The organism is Legionella pelazae (assembly GCF_052527395.1).
Genome location: NZ_JBNVZS010000004.1, coordinates 42,668 through 59,908, shown reverse-complemented (window position 1 = coordinate 59,908; position 17,241 = coordinate 42,668). Strand labels below are relative to the sequence as shown.

The window sequence follows — 17,241 nt, the reverse complement described above, 5'->3', positions numbered from 1 at the left end:
AACGCAATAAATCTAATTGAATTATCGAAAAGTACTAATGAGAATTTTTATAAGCATTAAGTTTCCTTTTATTATGTATCTTAACTAATTCAATATAATTTACTTATTATCTAAGGTAGATTTTGTACCTTTTGCAGGGAAGGAACTTATGTAATTTTTTCTTTAAATTGCTTAAATTTCTTATTCTTAAGATGTGGGATAATCTTTTAAACGCGTTCAGATATGAGCTATCTAAATTTACTTTTGTAAAAAAAATTAACTTTTGATGAAAATTTAAACAATAATGACTATATTTATATCATATGCTTTTTATATCACTTTAACTGAGCATAGTATTCCGGTATGGATTCCAAAATTCCCATTTCTACGCAAGGAAGGCTAAATGTCTAAATGAGGCCTAGTTTTTGCTAAGTCCATTTAAGTGAAAATTTATCGTATTAAGGGATAAGATTAAGTTGCACTTTTAGTGCGTAACCTGCCTCGGCTGGGAAAATTGGGCTTGGGCTTTAATATTGTCGAGTTGATTTTAGTGATTGGATGCCATAAATCTCTCATCAAGAAAGGAGAAGTCGAGATGGCAACGATTATTGGCACCTCAACTGATGATACCTTAAATGGCACTTCTGGAAACGATATTCTTAATGGTGGTGAGGGAGATGATAACCTTTTAGGTGGTGAGGGGGATGATAACCTTGTAGGTGGTGAGGGGGATGATAACCTTTTAGGTGGTGAAGGAGATGATAACCTTGTAGGTGGTGAAGGAGATGATACCCTTGTAGGTGGCGCAGGGGATGATAACCTTGTAGGTGGTGAAGGAGATGATAACCTTGTAGGTGGTGAGGGAGATGATAACCTTTTAGGTGGTGAGGGAGATGATAACCTTGTAGGTGGTGAAGGAGATGATAACCTTGTAGGTGGTGAGGGAGATGATAACCTTTTAGGTGGTGAGGGGGATGATAACCTTGTAGGTGGTGAAGGAGATGATATCCTTTTAGGTGGTGAAGGAGATGATATCCTTTTAGGTGGTGAGGGGGATGATACTGTTATTTACTCAGGTTTTAGTATATTAGATCAAGATGTTTATGATGGTGGAGCTGGATTTGACACCCTCGTTTTTAAGCTTACTACTCTTCAGTATCAACAGATACAAGCAGAGATTGAAGCGTTAAATACATGGATTGCCAATAACTCAAATTCAAATTCTTTAAGCTCAGGATATGATGCGAATCCTTATTTTACATTTAGTACTATTCAATTATCCGTAAGAAATTTTGAAGCGGTGTCCGTTGATATTATTGACGCGGACGATGGTGATGGAAATGGAGGACCAGGAACTGATGAACCACCAGCTGATGGTGGAGGAACTACTGAACCACCAGCTGATGGTGGAGGAACTACTGAACCACCAGCTGATGGTGGAGGAACTACTGAACCGCCAGCTGATGGTGGAGGAACTACTGAACCGCCAGCTGATGGTGGCGCAGGAACTGATGAACCGCCAGCAGAGGATGGCGGAAGTGGAACAGCCCCTACTGAACCTCCAGCTGAAGATACTGATGTAGTAGCAGCACCAGAGCCTAGTACTGAAGCTCCAGCTGAAGATACTGATGTAGTAGCAGCACCAGAGCCTAGTGCTGAAGCTCCAGCTGAAGATACTGATGTAGTAGCAGCACCAGAGCCTAGTGCTGAAGCTCCAGCTGAAGATACTGATGTAGTAGCAGCACCAGAGCCTAGTACTGAAGCTCCAGCTGAAGATACTGATGTAGTAGCAGCACCAGAGCCTAGTGCTGAAGCTCCAGCTGAAAGTACTGATGCAGTAGCAGTGTCAACTACTACCAGCAGCGATACCGAAACTGTAGCTTCTGTATATGACGCTGCCTTTATTTCCGATAGTTATGTAGATACTAGCAGTAGTTTGCTTATTGATAATATTCAGCTCTAAATATGTATTGCTCCTGGATGTTTAAGATAATTAAAAATTCAGGAGCATGATTTGAAATAAAGTAAAACTGCTTACTTTATCTAAAAGTTAATTAAAATATATTTTACTAAGGTATTTCGTTTACGTTTATAGGTAAAGGAATAAAACTCAAGCATGAACTATATTTTAAGTTCTAGCGCTGGTGTTGAAAAAATAATTCTTTATCTCCATAGTGTGAGGCTAATAAATTACTTTCAAGCATTAGAGTGCCAATATAATATTCTGTACCGCGGTATTTTCCATAGACTTCATATAAAGGGCCTATAGGTATTTGCGAAAAGGATATTCTAAAGTCTTCGCGAGAATTTTCAGGAATTAGATTGCTTACTGTACTACTTGGCTTGAAATAAATTTGCTCAGGAAATACAGGAATGCCCTCAAATCTACCCTCACTTGTCCATGCGGCTAAATGCCAAAGCGGTAAATCATTGGCAGGATCACGCGTCCATTCAAAAATTTTCTCGATTGCTTTTAACGTCCAGCTTGTTGGGTGAGATATATGATTTGAAAAATCCTTAGCAAAGTAATTCCAATTTTCTTGTTGTCCCTCAAGTGAGTTCATAACTTGTAAGTTTACGGAGGGATTTTGTGATATTAAAAATTTTATAGCCATACCGGGTATATAGGTATTTTCTGCCGGCGCAACAGCCAGCGAAAGACGCGCCAGACCAATACCTCCTTTTTGATAAATACCTGTAAAAGGATGATTAGGTGAAGGAATAAATGTAACTTTTCCTACCGAGCCATTAGCATGAATGATTTTTACTCGTCCTTTTGGTAGCTCATCACTAATATGATCAAAAGTAGCGCTTAGATTAAATAATCCTTTCAGTTTTTCGAATACTTCTTTAAAACTATTGCCATTTAGTTCAGGTAAGGGATTAATTTCATGGCTTTTGATAACTGCATCCCATAATAAATCTTGTTTTTGCTGGGCAGATAAATCTTGATAATTATTAGGTAGCTGTGCAAATACACTAAAATTGCTAGAAAAATATAAAAGTCCACTAATAAATAAAGTCCCAAAGCGGCCCATCAAACTCTCCTTAGTAATAAAATTCATTTTTTTTATTGGGTAGAGTTTCTATGTTATTGAAATCATTACAAAATAGGCATAAAACCGACTATTTTAGCTAGTAAAAATTTTGTATTGAAATTCATCCCAATCTGCAAATGATATTTGAATTAAATAATTAAATAAACACATTAAACATAATAAGTTAAAACTCTTTCTAAATAGGTATTTTATAAGTTAGGAGGTGATAGATTACGCAAATTGTTTACCTTGATATATAATTTATTAACTCGGTAGTCTACAATTTAATTAATTTTATTAAAGTTTTTTTTAAAGATACCGAAATAGATGAGTGTATAACTATTACACTGAGTACTATTTTAAACTTTAGCAAGGATGCCATTATGAAAAAATTACTAATCGCGTTTGTTGTTATTTCATCTTCTTTAACATTAACTGGTTGCGGCTGTGCTCTATTTGGTTGTGCACCTGCTGCTGATTACAGCGCTAGTACAACTTATGTTAAATAGTTTTAATTGATACTTAAATGTTAGCGTAGCCTAAGCAGAGGCCAGTAGGCTAAAGCTTAGGTTTCGCTTCGTTAATGAATATTGAAAAAACTGAAATGTGATTTCGATTTAATCAAAATCATTATTAGAGTAATCCAACACCTGAAAATTAGACTCATTTTCCAACAAACTTTGGGGAACTTGCCCGGTAAAATGATTATTATCAAGACGTAAAACCTGAAGATTAAACATATTTCCTAGTTCGTTTGGTAAAGAACCAGTGAAATTATTATTTTCAATTCGCAATGTTTTTAAATTATAGAGAGAAGTGATTTCACTTGGTAGGGTACCATTTAGTTTGTTGTGTCCAAAATAGATGTGTTGTAAATTCTTTAATTGTCCTATTGCAGAGCTTAAGTTACCAGAAATAAGATTATTGAATAAATAGAGCTCCTTTAAACTCGTAAGCTCAAAGAGGGTTTCCGGAATACTTCCAGTAAGGTTATTGTCATCAAGCCTTAATATTTCTAATTTATCTAATTTACCAATTGTTGCTGGTATTTCTCCTGACAATTGATTCGCATGCAAATCAAGCCAGCTAAGGTTCTCAATATTGCCTATTGAATCAGGTATTTTTCCTGCTAATTTATTCGCTTTTAACCAAATATTTTCAAGCTTTTTACATTGTCCAATAGAATCAGGAATAAACCCACCAATCTTATTAAAACTTAAGTAAAGCGTTTTTAACTCAGTTAAATTACATAAGGTATCCGATAGTTTTCCTTCAAGATTATTATCATATAATTGAATTTCAATGACCTGCCCTTGTTCATTACAAATGATACCATGCCATTGACAATAGGAAGTTTTCTCTGAGAGCCAATTATCCTGACGTATCCAGTTTGGGCCTTTAGTTGAATGATAGAATTTTTTAAGTTCTAACCTTTGTTTTGGATCATCTAAACTATTTTCTGTCCCCGCCATAAGTATGGGTGGGTTAATAAATAGCACTAGCGTTCCTAATGTAATTATTATGCTAGTAATAGGCTTAAAGACATGGAGCGTAAAATCCAGACTGGATTGAATAATCTTAGACATAAAGTATTCTCAAGAAAATAGACTGCTTACTCGCACTCTATCCAAATTTTTTACATTATAACTTCTTTTTTTCTTTCTTTAATGATTACTTTTAAAAATTTGTAATCTTTCTAAGATTTAGGTGATATAAATTTATGCTCCTTTAATAAAAATTTACAGCCTCTAACTAAAAAATAAGCTCTAACGTTGTCTAAATAGATAGGTTCTCCTTCTTCAACTTCGGCTATGTTGGTTTGTTTGATTTCCGACCCATCAATGATAATAACCATGCCTGAACCTATACATTCTGCTTCATTGCTATGACGAATAAGTACGGCACTGTCTTCACCTAGGCCTATCCCTAATTTTTCAGGGTTTAATAAGATGGCATGAGCTAGACGGCTAAATCGTCCTCTTTTGATAAAATGAGTATCAACGATACATTCCGGCAATAAACTAAACCCTGAAGAGATATCTAACTTTTGATGTAGTAGGGCTTCTGTCTGTCCCCCTGAAGCTATCATCACGGATGGTATAACCATAGCACCTGAACTTGTTCCGGCTACGATGAAATTTTTAGTACGATAGTATTTTTCTTTAATTGTCTTAATGAGGGTTGTACCGCCTAAAAGGGTTGCATGATAAAATTGATCGCCACCTGTAAAAAAAACAACCCCTGCGCTTTTTGCTTTTTGTAAATTTCTTTCAACCTCAGCATCTTCACGTTTTTCAATAAAAATGAAATCAATTGTTTTACACCCTATCTTTCTAAAGGCGTTTGCATAATTTTTTTTTGTTTCGTCATGTAAATCCTTTCCCGAAGTAATGAATAAGATTTTTTTAGAAGGACATTCATTTAATATTTCTTTAAATATCTCATAAGGATTAAAACCGTATTCGTCTTTTTTGATGTCAGGTCCTTCATCATCTCTCTGTTCGGCTCCGCCAATTAATAGTATTATCCCTTTGGGTTTCATATAATTCGTTCCATTAAACTTTTAAAATAAAAATGTAATAACTGACTTAGAGCCATTTCACTTTATTAAAATTAAGTATAGTATGTTTATAGCGCTCTCATCTCCCTGGCTTAGCAGAATTTCTTCTTGAGTTTTTCTGTTAAGCTATAAAATATATTATTAGGTCAGTTTCTTAAGGGTTTGTAGTCAGAAAGCTAGCAATATAGATAGCTATTGTAAACTTGCCAGGTAAGGGCTGTTATTATGATCTCAGAGCAATGCAATAAATCGATGGCTAATGTATCAATACCTCCTATTTTATATGGTACTGCCTGGAAGGAGGAGAAAACGAAAGAACTAGTTTTGCAAGCGCTTAATTTAGGATTTAAAGGCATTGATACGGCTAATCAACGTAAGCATTATTTTGAGGAGGGTGTTGGCTTAGCCATTCAGGAATTTTTACACACTAGCCAAAAAAAACGTAATCACTTATTTATCCAAACAAAATTCACGCCAGCAGATGGTCAGGATCACCGAAAACCTTATAACGAAACTGATTCTTTGTCAGAGCAAGTTAGGCAGTCTTTTGCAAGTTCTCTAGACCATCTTAAGACAGATTATATTGATTCTTATATTTTACATGGTCCTACATCATATCAGGGAATAAACAAGGCTGATTTAGAAATTTGGCAAGCTATGGAAGAATTAGTCTATACGGGAAAAGTCAAGTTTTTAGGTATTTCCAATGTCAATATTGAGCAGCTAAAGGAGCTATACGAAAGCGTTGCGATTAAACCAACTTTTATCCAAAACCGCTGTTTTGCTATTACTAGGTGGGATCAAGATATCAGGTTATTTAGTAGTCAAAATAAGATAACTTATCAAGGATTTTCTTTGCTTACTGCTAATCATCGTTATCTTTTAGACTCCTACACGCAATCATTAGCTGAAAAATATAATAAAACTATCCCACAGATTATCTTTCGCTTTGCATTACAAATTGGCATACTGCCTCTAACGGGAACAACAAACGCTAAGCATATGAAGGATGATTTAAATATTAATAACTTTGAGCTTTCTGAAGATGAGATGCAAACTATAGAAAATATAGCTATGGCTTCATCATAAAGAAAAGAGTCGAATTTCTGTTAATTCTACTGCTTTTTCTCTTGTATGAAATTTAATATATCTTTAGGTGTTTTCGCAAGATAGCTAGGTTGATATTGCATAAGTGTTTCTTCGGAGTTAAATCCCCAAGAAACAGCTATTGAATTAATATTGGCCTTTTGCGCTGCTTCAATATCCCTTGTTTCATCACCAATATAGAATGTCTTTAATAAAGGCATTTGATGCGCTTTAATTATTTTTCTTAACAGATTTTTTTTACCGAAGTAGCTTGATTCTGCATGAATGAAGCTAAATAAATGCTGAATTTTATAATGATTAAGCCAGATAAGCACATTTTCTTCTGAGTTTGAAGTTAATATTCCTAATGTGCAATTTAATTGCTGTAATTTAGTTAATATGTCTGGTAGATCTGCAAAAATCGGTAAAGAATAAATATCTTTACTTAAGCTTTCTCTTGCTTTACGCAGTATTTTAGGTAATTTATAAATAGGAATGTTAAGGTAGGCAATAAGTTCACGGGAGCTTAGACTTCTTAATTTATCTACTTCTGCTTGGTTTATTTCGCGAAAATTTAATTCGTTAGCTAAAAGACTAAATTTCTGTATAACAGCAAAAAAGCTATCTGCTAACGTGCCATCAAAGTCGAATATTAGATTAAATTTATTATCTATAAGCATTATTTATTTGTTGCCTTGAAATTAGGTAAGCTTCAGAATATAGTTGCTAAAATATCTGACAGATTGTTATAAAGCAACCATTCTTTTTTTATATTATACTAGAGGTTTTTCGTTTAGGTAACGGTAATTCTGATGTTGTAATCTCAATAAGTTTTGTTAGCCAAAGTTGAATAACATATCAAGTTACTACTAACGTACAATTAATCTTTAACTCCTATTTGTACTAAATTTTTTTAGAACTACAAAGCCTATTAATCCTGAAAAGAAAGAGCCTAAAACGACACCAATCTTAACTAAAGGCATCAAATTTAAATTATTATATGGATAGGCTAGAGAGCCAATAAACAAACTCATAGTAAAGCCTACGCCACAAATCAGCGCTATGCCATAAACCTGTGTAAGGCTAACATTGTCCTTCTTAAGGAGATGCTTAAATTTAACAAAATAACCTAAAGACAAGAAAATACCAAATTGTTTGCCAAGGAATAATCCTAATCCTATTCCTAAAACAATAGGATGCATGAACATGGCTAGGTTAAGTCCTATAAAGGTGACTCCTGCGTTAGCAAATGCAAAAAGAGGAAGAATTAAAAAGACAACCCAAAGATGTAAACCATTTTCTAGGCGTGTAAGCATAGAACGTTTTCCCTCATCAGGAATGGTCATAGCAACTACAATGCCTGCGAGGGTTGCATGTACCCCTGACTTTAATACGGCAATCCATAAGGCCACTCCAAAAAGCATAAAAAGAGAAATACGACGACATTTAAAATAATTTAAGCTTATTAAAATTAAGGTAAAGAAAAAAGCCAGCATAAGGGAAAGTAATGACAGTTTATGAGTGTAAAATAAAGCAATGATCACAATAGCTGCAATGTCATCAAAAATGGCAATTGCGGTTAAGAGAATTTTTAGTGAAAAAGGCACGCGTGAACCTAGAAGAGAAACAATGCCAAGTGTAAAAGCAATATCAGTTGCAGTAGGAATTGCCCATCCTCGAATATAAATTGGATCGTGAGCATTAAAAAAAATAAAAATAAGAGCGGGGATAAGCAAACCACTTAAAGCAGTAATTGCGGGAACCAGAAGGTTGGTTCTGTCGCTTAAAATGCCTCGATTAATTTCTCTCTTAATTTCAAGACCAATAAGCATAAAATAAATTGCCATTAAGCCATCATTAATCCAGTGTATGAGCGGCTTTTTAATAAAAAGATCTCCTACAGAAACACTAGCATTAATTTGCAAAAATTTTTCGTAAATTATATTAAAAGGAGAGTTAGCAATAATAATTGCAAGCACAGCCGCAATAAATAATAAAATACCACCTAAGGTTTCTAAATTGTGAAAAGAATTAGGTTTGCTCATATAGTGCTAAATCCATTAATTTATTAATTTTAGGAACTGAACATTACTTTAATGCCAATCCAAAGTACAAAATTAAGGCATCCTTGGATTTATTCAATAGGCAGTTCTGTCATAATCCAAGTATTTTCTTTTAATGTAAATCTTTTTCTGGAGCCTTTGAGAAAATCCTCTGTATTAATTTCTAGAATCTCCCACGCATGAGGAATAATTTTAATGATTCCAAATGATGACGGTATCTCTTTTGAAAGATTATCTTGAGAAGAATGCGATAAATAGAAATTCTGCCAGTATTTAGGTAAATAGTTTCTCCAGTAAAGAGTAGCCATAGCTAAATTATTCGCACTTGTTTGTAATAAAACGGAGCCTTCAACTATTATTTGGCCAACTTCTAAATTTAATAGACACACAGCAACATTGGAATTTTTTTCAAGATCATTCCATTTTCTAGAACCAGTTTTTGTCAAAAAAATTAGCGATCCTTTGTCAGTAAAATCATATAAATCCATTGTTCTAACATGAGGATATCCATTGTCTACAGTAGCGACCTGACAAAAAAGTTTAGAGTTAGGGAAATCAAACCAGCTTTGTAACAGGTATCTAATATTTTGAACAAGCATTTTTCATTACATAATTTTATTGAAGGTAAAGTTAGTCCAAATATAATCGAATTTTTTCCCAACTCGGAAGCTGAGTTAATATCATTATATCTGTTTGTGCGCAAACATTAATGACTACTGTACGATCAAAAAGCGGCATTATTACATTGAGCAAGGCAACATATACAAATGAATATGGGTTGTAATTTACAAATATCGAGTTAATTTTAACTCACTAACGTTACGTAAATTAGGTGTGATCTCTTCCGTTGCGTGAGATTCTAAAGCTTTAACTTCAATTAAAGCTTTACTGAATTCATGTTTTGGAATTAATTTCATACAGATAATTGCATCTTGAACCCACCTTTCATTAGTGAATTCTTTACAAGTTTTAATAATAGGTGCAATAATTTTAAACAGTGGGTTGTTACTGTACGTGCTAGATCCTAAAAGAGTAAAACGACCAGACTCTGATTTAATCATTTTATCAACTTGAGTTAATCTTCTATCTATCCAAAGTAGCTTTGCAAGAGGGCTATGCAAATCAGGTAGCTTCTCTCCTAGGACTTTGAGTGCTTTTACCTCTTGTCTTCTTCCTCCCCTTTGTACATACCCATCAACCGTCTGTAACATATCGTTAATTAAAGAGTCAAAGTTAGTGGCCTCCAATGTTGTTAAGTGATTACCGATAGAATCTAAATAATTTTTCGCGGCACTAAGAACAATATTTCTCCATTCCTGGCTTACTTTAGCTAATGATACCCAATCAGGCTTAGGTATAAAAAGAAGTATTTCTTTTTTAATGTCTATAGGTAACAGGTTAATAAATGCTGAATCTTGAGGCTCTATCTTAATAATCCTTGAAAGCAATGGGATATAAAGCGCCAACCAACTTAATAATGGATTTTGTTTTAGCTTATCTAAAGGTAAATTTTGTAAACTAGAGGTTTTTTTGTTGTGTGGCATAGTTGTAATTACAGAACAATAGGATGGCATATTGTATAATATAAGATCATTAAATACAAATTAATTTAAATTTTAATTTTAACGAAAGCCAAAATTGCAATAAAGATTGACTATATAAATTCAATTGGCAGCAAACAGAGTCACAAAACCCCTATGTCGGATTCGCATTTAATCTAAAACGCCAACATTATTTAGATAAAAAAAATAGTTTTCTTAAAAGTATCTAAACTTAAGTTATTTTAATAAGATTCTGAGAAATACCCGTGTGTTCCCTGGGCAACAACCGCTTCTGCATGTCTATTTAACGCATGAATGTAGGCGGCAGTACGCATATCTAAGTGATGAACCTTCATTAATTCATAAATGTTGAGAAACTCCTTGCACATGATGGCATGCAAGCGCGTATATACCTCCTCTTGAGTCCAGTAATAGCCTGATTTATTTTGAACCCACTCAAAATAGCTAACCGTGACTCCACCTGCATTGGCTAGAATATCCGGAACAACTAATGTATTTTTTCCCTTTAAAATTATATCTGCTTCAATGGTTGTGGGGCCATTTGCAACTTCAACAATGATAGGAGCTTTTATCTTTGTTGCGTTGTTTTTTGTTATCTGATTTTCAAGCGCTGCCGGAATTAAAATGTCAACATCAAGCTCTAATAATTCTTCATTCGATAAGTTGGTTGCTTCAACCATCTGGCAAATTGAATCTTCACAGTAGACAGCTTGAAGTTGCTTAAAGTTGTTTTTAGTATGAATGATACTTGGAATATCAAATCCTTGTGCTCGGTATATACCTCCTCTAGAGTCGCTGATTGCTACAATTTTATAACCATCTTGATAAAGTAAGTTCGCTACAGGCTGCGCGGCATTTCCAAAGCCTTGAATGGCTACCCGCATTTTTTTAGGTCGCCATTTATTGATTTTTTCTAATTCCTTAATGCAATAATAAGCGCCCCGGCCTGTTGCTTCTTCACGGCCCTGGCTTCCTCCTAGCGGTAAAGGTTTACCGGTAATGACTGCCGGTGTAACTTGGCGAACAATTTTAGAGTATTCATCCATCATCCACCCCATAATCATGGCATTGGTGTAAACATCAGGGGCAGGAATATCTAGATCAGGGCCAATAAAATCAGCTATAAGGGTAATATAGCTTCGACTTAACCGCTCTAACTCAAGTCGTGATAACTGTTTAGGATTAACGATAACACCACCTTTCGCACCACCAAAAGGAACGCCTACTACAGCACATTTGATGGTCATCCAGAAAGCTAAGGTTTTTACCTCAGCAAGGCTAACTGCCGGGTGGAATCGAATACCTCCTTTAGTAGGGCCACGTATATCATTATGGTGTACTCGGTAGCCTGTGAACATTTTCAATCGACCGTCATCCATTCGTACAGGTATAGATACTTCCAAGCAAGCTTTTGCATGCTTAAGCTTCTTAACTGCTTCAGGATCTAGGTTGGCAAAAGTAGCTGCACTATCCAGTCGTAATAACGCTTCTGTGTATAACGTATCATTTATCATGTATTGTCCTTAATGCTTCATCTAACTACTATACTTATAAATAAACCTGGTTTCATTAGTGCGAGAAGATTGGTCATCTTAAGCTCATTTGTGAAATTTACAATTTAGACTGCAACATTCTTTTAAACCAACGTTCGCCACACCAGATGGTAGCGCCAAGATAAGGTATTCCTCCTACTACCCACATCATAAGCCCTGCTAGTTGCTGGCTTTGCAAGGAGCGCAATGGACCGTATAATGAATTGTGAGCAAATGTTAATAATGCCCCTAAAAATCCAGTATGCATGAGCGTGAATAGTAAAGCTAGAAGTGCGCGCGGCATAGTATGTTGATTACTATGTAATACAGACCACCAAAATAAGCCTGCAGTTAATAAGAAACAAAAATGCTCAGCAATATGCCACCAGGGATTATTAAGAGCAAGTAAGTAGAACTTAGGGGCATGCCAAAACCAAATGACTAGACCATGTAATGAGGCTGCCCAAATTGGATAACGTACAATTTTAAAAACCGGCGCTAACAAAGGTAGGATGAAGCGACCAGTGGCAGCTACTAACTGGGGTAAGGGTTGTGCAAGTGCATACAAGGGTGTAATAACGACCATCATTAACATATGTTGTGCCATATGAGCAGCAGTATTTGTCTCTGATAGCTCATCTAGACCGCCAAAAATAGTAAATATAGTAATTAGTATTGCTCCCTGAAAGATAAGAAAGCGCCGCCACTTGGGCCACACTCGCCATGTACCCATCAAATAAGCCAACCCTAATAAAGCTAAGCACAGAGCACTGACTAGCGTTGGTAATTGCTCCTTACTTAGAGCAGCAAAAGGATTATGAGCAATAGCGTAATTCGGTATTAATATTATGAAAGCTAATAATAAGATTCGAGAAATCATGCCAGGAGTCCTTATAAGCATGGTCGAAAAAATAGCACCATTAATCCTATGCTTAACGTTGCAAATGCTGCAGTTAAAAAGCCTCCAACAGCCACCCAAAGAATAAATGATGTTGCATTACTCTTTGATTTCGATGATTGAAGGGTACGCCAATAGCTTAAAGCTAAATAAAGTAATAATACTGTTGTTATCAGGGTACAAAATAATAAGATAGCATTTATCCATGTAAAAGTAGCTCCTACATCAGGAGGCGCTACCGCACAAGCAACAGATAAGGCACCGTAGACAAAGATAAACCATATACTCCAAATGACTAGCCCAATGATGAGTGAAAAGGGATGTTTCTGTAATAACATTAACCTTTCCCCCAAGCTATAGGTAATAGAACGATGGCAGTATAAGTAATCCAAAAAGTAATTAAGGTATATAACCACCAACCTTCAACTACAACCACTTCATAAAGTGCTTTTTTATTGATATACCCATAGGCTACGCGAGCAGCAAGTAATATCGTAATAAGGGTAGCTAAACTACTATGAATAAGTTGATAGGCAAGCATTACTGTTATGACTGCATCGTGCGCTGTTTGAGTAGGTAGAAGTTTTGCGGTAAGTAATACCCAAAGTAAAATAGAAGCGTGAATCAGTCCAATTAGGCTCAGTCCCCATAATTTAATTTGAAGGTAATTAACGTTGAAACGACGAACCTGTCGAATTAAATAAGTAAATCCCATAGTTGCCGCGGTTAACAGTAAACCGCTAATAAAGAAGGCGCTGTTCTCTAAAGACACTTGGTTGGGTATTTTCCATTGTGGTGCTGCAGTCCATAAGTACAACCAGCCAAATAACAGTGACATATACAAAGCACCATTGGCAAGTAGACTTGTATTCATGCCCCATAAACCAGGACCATTAAGGGTTCGTGAGTGTAGAGGAGGATCTTTAGGTAAAGTTTTTGCATCCGGCGCTGCTTTTGGGTGAGTGCCATTTTCCCAAGTCCAGCGGAGTAAAAACAGAAAACAAATCAGTAAACTAAATATAGCAAAATTGTAGTTACGTGAAATAAGGGTGATACATACGGCTCCTATTGTAAGTGCTGTAAGGAAAGGTAACCACGAATTGCCAGGTAAATGAATGATTTCGCTGATTTTTCCTGTAATAGGATCAGTTCCCCAGGTCTCTCGCCTACCATGACTTGTAACCGATAAGGCATGCCTTCCCTCAGCAATTGTTTTAGGGAGATTTGGACAATCCCAGAGCGGGTGACGTGTTGGGCAGTTCGGCAAACTTATAAAATTATAAGGATTAGGAGGAGTCGCTGTAGCCCACTCCAAGGTATCGGCATGCCATGGATTGATTTTTGCAGACTGACCAATATAAAAGTGTAAAAAGAAATCAATTAAAATAGTTGCAATGCCGATTGCCATGACAAATGATCCAACTGAAGAAATGAGATTAGGCACATCCCAGCCTAAACCCGCATCGTAGGTATAAATTCGTCGTGGCATGCCTAGAAGACCAGTCCAGTGCATAATTAAAAATGTTACATTGAAACCAACAAACGTTAGCCAAAAGCCCCAAGTACCGAGCTTATCAGATGGCATGCGGCCAGAGAAATGTGGCAACCAATAATAAAGGCCAGCAATGAGGGGAAAAAATACACCGCCAACGATAACATAATGTAGGTGTGCGACGACAAAGTGTGTATCGTGTACCTGCCAGTCAAAAGGGACTAAGGCTAGCATAACACCTGTTAATCCGCCGATAACAAAGATAAATAGAAAACCAATAGTCCAGAGCATCGGTAGGCGGTAAATGGGCCGGCCGCTAAGAAGCGTTGCTAGCCAAGAAAATAATTGAATACCTGTAGGGATCGCAACTAACATACTAGCTACTGAAAAAAATGCTTGTGCCAATTGAGGAATACCCACAGTAAACATATGGTGCACCCATAGGCCAAAGCTAATAAAGCCTGTTACAATAACGGAGAGAACAATCCAACGATAACCAACAATGGCGCGTTGGGCAAAAACAGGAATGAGAGTAGAAATGATTCCGGCCGCTGGTAGAAAGATAATATAAACTTCAGGGTGGCCAAATAACCAAAATAAATGTTGCCATAGTATTGGATCGCCTCCCCTTGCTACATCGAAAAAAGGCATACCAGCTGCTCTCTCAAGCTCAAGTAAAATACTGCCTAAAATAAGTGGTGGAAACCCAAAGACAATCATAAGCGCCATAACTAAAATATACCAGCAGTATAAAGGCATCTGATGCAGAGCCATCTGTGCTGTCCGAGCTCGAATAATAGATACAAACAATTCAACACCTGCACTAACAGCAGAGATTTCTACGAAAGTAATTCCAATTAACCAAAAGTCAACATTCGGCCCCGGAGAATAAACTGCGTTAGTTAGAGGCGTATACATAAACCAGCCTGTGTCTGGTGCTAGTCCAAGTATGAGGCTAAAGACTAAAATAATACCGCCAAATAAATAACAAAAATATCCAAATGCACTTAGTCTTGGAAAGACTAGATCGCGGGCGCCTAACATTTTAGGTACTAAGTAAAGAGCCATACCTTCCATCATGGGTACAGCAAATAGAAACATCATGACTGTTCCATGCATAGTAAAAAGCTGGTTATAAATCTCTGGTGTCACTAGAGCTTGTTTAGGAAGAGCAAGTTGGGCTCTTAATATCATCGCAAGTAAACCACCGAATAGAAAAAATAATCCTCCCGTCATCATAAAACGAATACCAATCGTTGTATGATTTACGATAGTCAATGCGCGCCATCCCCGCGGATTACCCCAGATTTTATTAAATTCATCATGAAGAGAAGATGGATTATTAACTGATGCTTCATTCATTAAAATTTTTCTTCCCTGTTTTTAGCATTGGCTCTTTTAGAGTAGGGCCAGCTTGTTTGCTATCTATCCAGGCTAGGAAATCCTGAGAATGATGAGCATAGACATTAAGTAACATTTTTGCATGAAATTTTCCACAAAATTCGGCACATTGAGCTCGAAAATAGCCTAGCTTTGTTACCTTTAGACGCATTATATTTGTATAGCCAGGAATTGCATCAATTTTTCCATTAATGCGTGGAATCCAAAAGGAATGAATCACATCTTCGCTTTTAACATGCATATCAATAGCGCGTCCTATAGGGAGGTGTAATTCATTGATAAGTTTTATCCCTTCCTTGGGATAGTGGATTTCCCACCACCATTGATGACCTATGACTTCAATCTTTAATGGCAACTCGCCTTGTGTTGGAAGGGGAAGCATACGGTGTCCTACGGGAATACCAAAGATAAGTAAGACTATGATACTAATAGAAGGTAGCAAGATACCGCCGCAAATGATTAAAGAGTGTTGGGAGGTAAATTGTTGAGGCTTAGGACGCATAGCGTATAGCCATAGGCTAACAATTCCTATTACAACTAAAGAGGAGTAAATTAGCATCCCCCACCAAAGGTGGGCAACTTCTTTTGCGGCCGGGCCAGCAGGATTAAGGGCTGATTGTGGTCCGCTACAGCCGGCTAACAAAAAAAGAATGAATAATAAGCTTGATCCAGATAATCTATTAATAGTTAAAAAGAAATAATGATGGAGATTTCTAGAATGCCAGGACCAATTATTAGTCGTATGTCTATTGCAGGTCATCCGATTCATCCTATGTTGATTCATTTTCCTGTTGCAGCACTGATTGGCTTGATTGGTACAGATAGTGCGTATATTTACACGCATGATTTTTTCTGGGCAAGGGCAGGTATTTGGCTTGCTGGTATAGGGGCATTGGGTGGTGCTATCTCGGGTTTGGCGGGCTTGATTGATTTGATAATTGTGGCGCGTATTCGAAATATGATCACCGCCTGGTGCCATGCTATTTTTGCAGTGGTAATGTTGTCTTTGGCTTCGCTTAACTGGTTGTTTCGTTTTAATCATCCTACTTATTTGTTGCCTTGGGGCATCTATATGACATTTCTGACAGCCTTTTTGATTTCTCTGACTAGTTTTTTCGGCGGGCGATTGGTTTATGAATATGGTGTAGGTGTAGATTTGAATACGAATTTGTAACAAATAATGCCAGATAAACATAGGGTTCTTAAACATAAGGCTTGGCCAAAACGAGCCAAAGGATAGCTGTAATTAAGATAGCAGACATCACGCCCAAAGCTAGGCAAACTAACTGACTAGGTTCTTCTGGTGTTTTCTCAAGTTTAAGAATTAACCAACCGTTAAGAACATGGCAGATAACTAAACCACTCACTAATGTGAGCTTCATGATAAGCCATGGTGCTATTAGCTTCATCCTTAAAAAGATAAACGTTCCTGATAGAATTGCCAGAAGTGCAGTAGGCGTTAAAATATGGGTAAAAATTTTGCGTGGAACATCCATGTAAGATGTATGCACTTTATCTTTACCAGGAATAGTTGCTATAAGTCCTGGAAGATAGAGAAGAAAACCGCACCAGCCAAGTAGTGTTGCTATATGAAGTATTAGTATCCAAAGCATAACAATCCTTTTATGTT

Annotated in this window: 17 protein-coding genes; 4 read left to right on the top strand and 13 right to left on the bottom strand. The window is 36.4% G+C overall.

All coding sequences use genetic code 11. The features are described from left to right. Positions 1-574: 574 nt before the first annotated feature. The gene (locus tag ACQUW5_RS06005) at positions 575-1,942 is read left to right on the top strand and encodes a calcium-binding protein (RefSeq protein WP_444990316.1); all 1,368 of its coding nucleotides are present in this window, start codon (positions 575-577) and stop codon (positions 1,940-1,942) included. Between the two features lie 172 nt (positions 1,943-2,114). On the opposite strand, the gene ACQUW5_RS06000 is transcribed toward ACQUW5_RS06005, so the two are convergent. Continuing rightward, complete coding sequence (locus tag ACQUW5_RS06000) at positions 2,115-3,017, bottom strand: hypothetical protein (RefSeq protein ID WP_444990315.1); 903 nt, start codon at positions 3,015-3,017, stop codon at positions 2,115-2,117. A gap of 383 nt (positions 3,018-3,400) precedes the next feature. Here ACQUW5_RS06000 and ACQUW5_RS05995 point away from each other — a divergent pair, with 383 nt between their 5' ends. Further along, complete coding sequence (locus ACQUW5_RS05995) at positions 3,401-3,526, top strand: hypothetical protein (protein WP_444990314.1); 126 nt, start codon at positions 3,401-3,403, stop codon at positions 3,524-3,526. A gap of 108 nt (positions 3,527-3,634) precedes the next feature. On the opposite strand, the gene ACQUW5_RS05990 is transcribed toward ACQUW5_RS05995, so the two are convergent. Beyond that, positions 3,635-4,603: a leucine-rich repeat domain-containing protein gene (locus ACQUW5_RS05990; RefSeq protein WP_444990313.1), complete on the bottom strand. Its 969-nt coding sequence runs from the start codon at positions 4,601-4,603 to the stop codon at positions 3,635-3,637. A gap of 110 nt (positions 4,604-4,713) precedes the next feature. After that, the gene (locus ACQUW5_RS05985; RefSeq protein ID WP_444990312.1) at positions 4,714-5,559 is read right to left on the bottom strand and encodes a cyanophycinase; all 846 of its coding nucleotides are present in this window, start codon (positions 5,557-5,559) and stop codon (positions 4,714-4,716) included. 243 nt (positions 5,560-5,802) lie between these two features. On the opposite strand from ACQUW5_RS05985, the gene ACQUW5_RS05980 reads away from it, so the two are divergent. Next, positions 5,803-6,666, top strand: coding sequence for an aldo/keto reductase family protein (locus tag ACQUW5_RS05980; protein WP_444990310.1), 864 nt, complete (start codon positions 5,803-5,805; stop codon positions 6,664-6,666). Between the two features lie 26 nt (positions 6,667-6,692). Here ACQUW5_RS05980 and ACQUW5_RS05975 read toward each other — a convergent pair whose 3' ends face one another. From ACQUW5_RS05975 to coxB, 9 genes are all read right to left on the bottom strand, one after another. Next, positions 6,693-7,343, bottom strand: coding sequence for an HAD hydrolase-like protein (locus tag ACQUW5_RS05975; RefSeq protein WP_444990309.1), 651 nt, complete (start codon positions 7,341-7,343; stop codon positions 6,693-6,695). Positions 7,344-7,550: 207 nt separating this feature from the next. After that, positions 7,551-8,708, bottom strand: coding sequence for a Na+/H+ antiporter NhaA (gene nhaA, locus ACQUW5_RS05970; protein WP_444990308.1), 1,158 nt, complete (start codon positions 8,706-8,708; stop codon positions 7,551-7,553). Positions 8,709-8,797: 89 nt separating this feature from the next. Continuing rightward, positions 8,798-9,325, bottom strand: a complete 528-nt coding sequence (locus tag ACQUW5_RS05965) for a pyridoxamine 5'-phosphate oxidase family protein (protein WP_444990307.1) — start codon at positions 9,323-9,325, stop codon at positions 8,798-8,800. 186 nt (positions 9,326-9,511) lie between these two features. Further along, positions 9,512-10,270, bottom strand: a complete 759-nt coding sequence (locus ACQUW5_RS05960; RefSeq protein ID WP_444990306.1) for an F-box protein — start codon at positions 10,268-10,270, stop codon at positions 9,512-9,514. A 239-nt stretch (positions 10,271-10,509) separates the two neighbouring features. After that, positions 10,510-11,799, bottom strand: coding sequence for a Glu/Leu/Phe/Val family dehydrogenase (locus ACQUW5_RS05955; RefSeq protein WP_444990490.1), 1,290 nt, complete (start codon positions 11,797-11,799; stop codon positions 10,510-10,512). Between the two features lie 100 nt (positions 11,800-11,899). Continuing rightward, positions 11,900-12,700: a cytochrome c oxidase assembly protein gene (locus ACQUW5_RS05950; RefSeq protein ID WP_444990305.1), complete on the bottom strand. Its 801-nt coding sequence runs from the start codon at positions 12,698-12,700 to the stop codon at positions 11,900-11,902. Positions 12,701-12,711: 11 nt separating this feature from the next. Then, positions 12,712-13,056 (bottom strand): hypothetical protein, encoded by a 345-nt coding sequence (locus tag ACQUW5_RS05945; protein WP_444990304.1) that lies wholly within the window; start codon positions 13,054-13,056, stop codon positions 12,712-12,714. Further along, positions 13,056-15,572, bottom strand: a complete 2,517-nt coding sequence (gene ctaD / locus ACQUW5_RS05940; protein ID WP_444990303.1) for a cytochrome c oxidase subunit I — start codon at positions 15,570-15,572, stop codon at positions 13,056-13,058. The genes ACQUW5_RS05945 and ctaD overlap by 1 nt, the downstream gene beginning before the upstream one ends. After that, on the bottom strand, positions 15,565-16,371 hold the full coding sequence (coxB, locus tag ACQUW5_RS05935; RefSeq protein ID WP_444990302.1) for a cytochrome c oxidase subunit II: 807 nt from the start codon (positions 16,369-16,371) through the stop codon (positions 15,565-15,567). Before coxB ends, ctaD begins: the two co-directional genes overlap by 8 nt. Between coxB and ACQUW5_RS05930 the strand changes: the two genes are divergently transcribed. Next, positions 16,354-16,785, top strand: a complete 432-nt coding sequence (locus ACQUW5_RS05930) for a DUF2231 domain-containing protein (RefSeq protein ID WP_444990301.1) — start codon at positions 16,354-16,356, stop codon at positions 16,783-16,785. The two genes, coxB and ACQUW5_RS05930, sit on opposite strands and share 18 nt — an antisense overlap. A gap of 28 nt (positions 16,786-16,813) precedes the next feature. On the opposite strand, the gene ACQUW5_RS05925 is transcribed toward ACQUW5_RS05930, so the two are convergent. Continuing rightward, positions 16,814-17,224 carry a CopD family protein gene (locus ACQUW5_RS05925; protein WP_444990300.1) on the bottom strand — a complete coding sequence of 137 codons (411 nt, stop codon included), beginning with the start codon at positions 17,222-17,224 and terminating at the stop codon, positions 16,814-16,816. Between the last annotated feature and the right edge of the window lie 17 nt (positions 17,225-17,241).

What these genes read in the sequence shown, in the direction of transcription:
- ACQUW5_RS06005 (WP_444990316.1), top strand. Translation starts at nt 575, where the DNA reads ATGGCAACGATTATTGGCACCTCAACTGATGATACCTTAAATGGCACT.
- ACQUW5_RS06000 (WP_444990315.1), bottom strand. Translation starts at nt 3,017, where the DNA reads ATGGGCCGCTTTGGGACTTTATTTATTAGTGGACTTTTATATTTTTCT.
- ACQUW5_RS05995 (WP_444990314.1), top strand. Translation starts at nt 3,401, where the DNA reads ATGAAAAAATTACTAATCGCGTTTGTTGTTATTTCATCTTCTTTAACA.
- ACQUW5_RS05990 (WP_444990313.1), bottom strand. Translation starts at nt 4,603, where the DNA reads ATGTCTAAGATTATTCAATCCAGTCTGGATTTTACGCTCCATGTCTTT.
- ACQUW5_RS05985 (WP_444990312.1), bottom strand. Translation starts at nt 5,559, where the DNA reads ATGAAACCCAAAGGGATAATACTATTAATTGGCGGAGCCGAACAGAGA.
- ACQUW5_RS05980 (WP_444990310.1), top strand. Translation starts at nt 5,803, where the DNA reads ATGATCTCAGAGCAATGCAATAAATCGATGGCTAATGTATCAATACCT.
- ACQUW5_RS05975 (WP_444990309.1), bottom strand. Translation starts at nt 7,343, where the DNA reads ATGCTTATAGATAATAAATTTAATCTAATATTCGACTTTGATGGCACG.
- nhaA (WP_444990308.1), bottom strand. Translation starts at nt 8,708, where the DNA reads ATGAGCAAACCTAATTCTTTTCACAATTTAGAAACCTTAGGTGGTATT.
- ACQUW5_RS05965 (WP_444990307.1), bottom strand. Translation starts at nt 9,325, where the DNA reads ATGCTTGTTCAAAATATTAGATACCTGTTACAAAGCTGGTTTGATTTC.
- ACQUW5_RS05960 (WP_444990306.1), bottom strand. Translation starts at nt 10,270, where the DNA reads ATGCCACACAACAAAAAAACCTCTAGTTTACAAAATTTACCTTTAGAT.
- ACQUW5_RS05950 (WP_444990305.1), bottom strand. Translation starts at nt 12,700, where the DNA reads ATGATTTCTCGAATCTTATTATTAGCTTTCATAATATTAATACCGAAT.
- ACQUW5_RS05945 (WP_444990304.1), bottom strand. Translation starts at nt 13,056, where the DNA reads ATGTTATTACAGAAACATCCCTTTTCACTCATCATTGGGCTAGTCATT.
- ctaD (WP_444990303.1), bottom strand. Translation starts at nt 15,572, where the DNA reads ATGAATGAAGCATCAGTTAATAATCCATCTTCTCTTCATGATGAATTT.
- ACQUW5_RS05930 (WP_444990301.1), top strand. Translation starts at nt 16,354, where the DNA reads ATGTCTATTGCAGGTCATCCGATTCATCCTATGTTGATTCATTTTCCT.
- coxB (WP_444990302.1), bottom strand. Translation starts at nt 16,371, where the DNA reads ATGACCTGCAATAGACATACGACTAATAATTGGTCCTGGCATTCTAGA.
- ACQUW5_RS05925 (WP_444990300.1), bottom strand. Translation starts at nt 17,224, where the DNA reads ATGCTTTGGATACTAATACTTCATATAGCAACACTACTTGGCTGGTGC.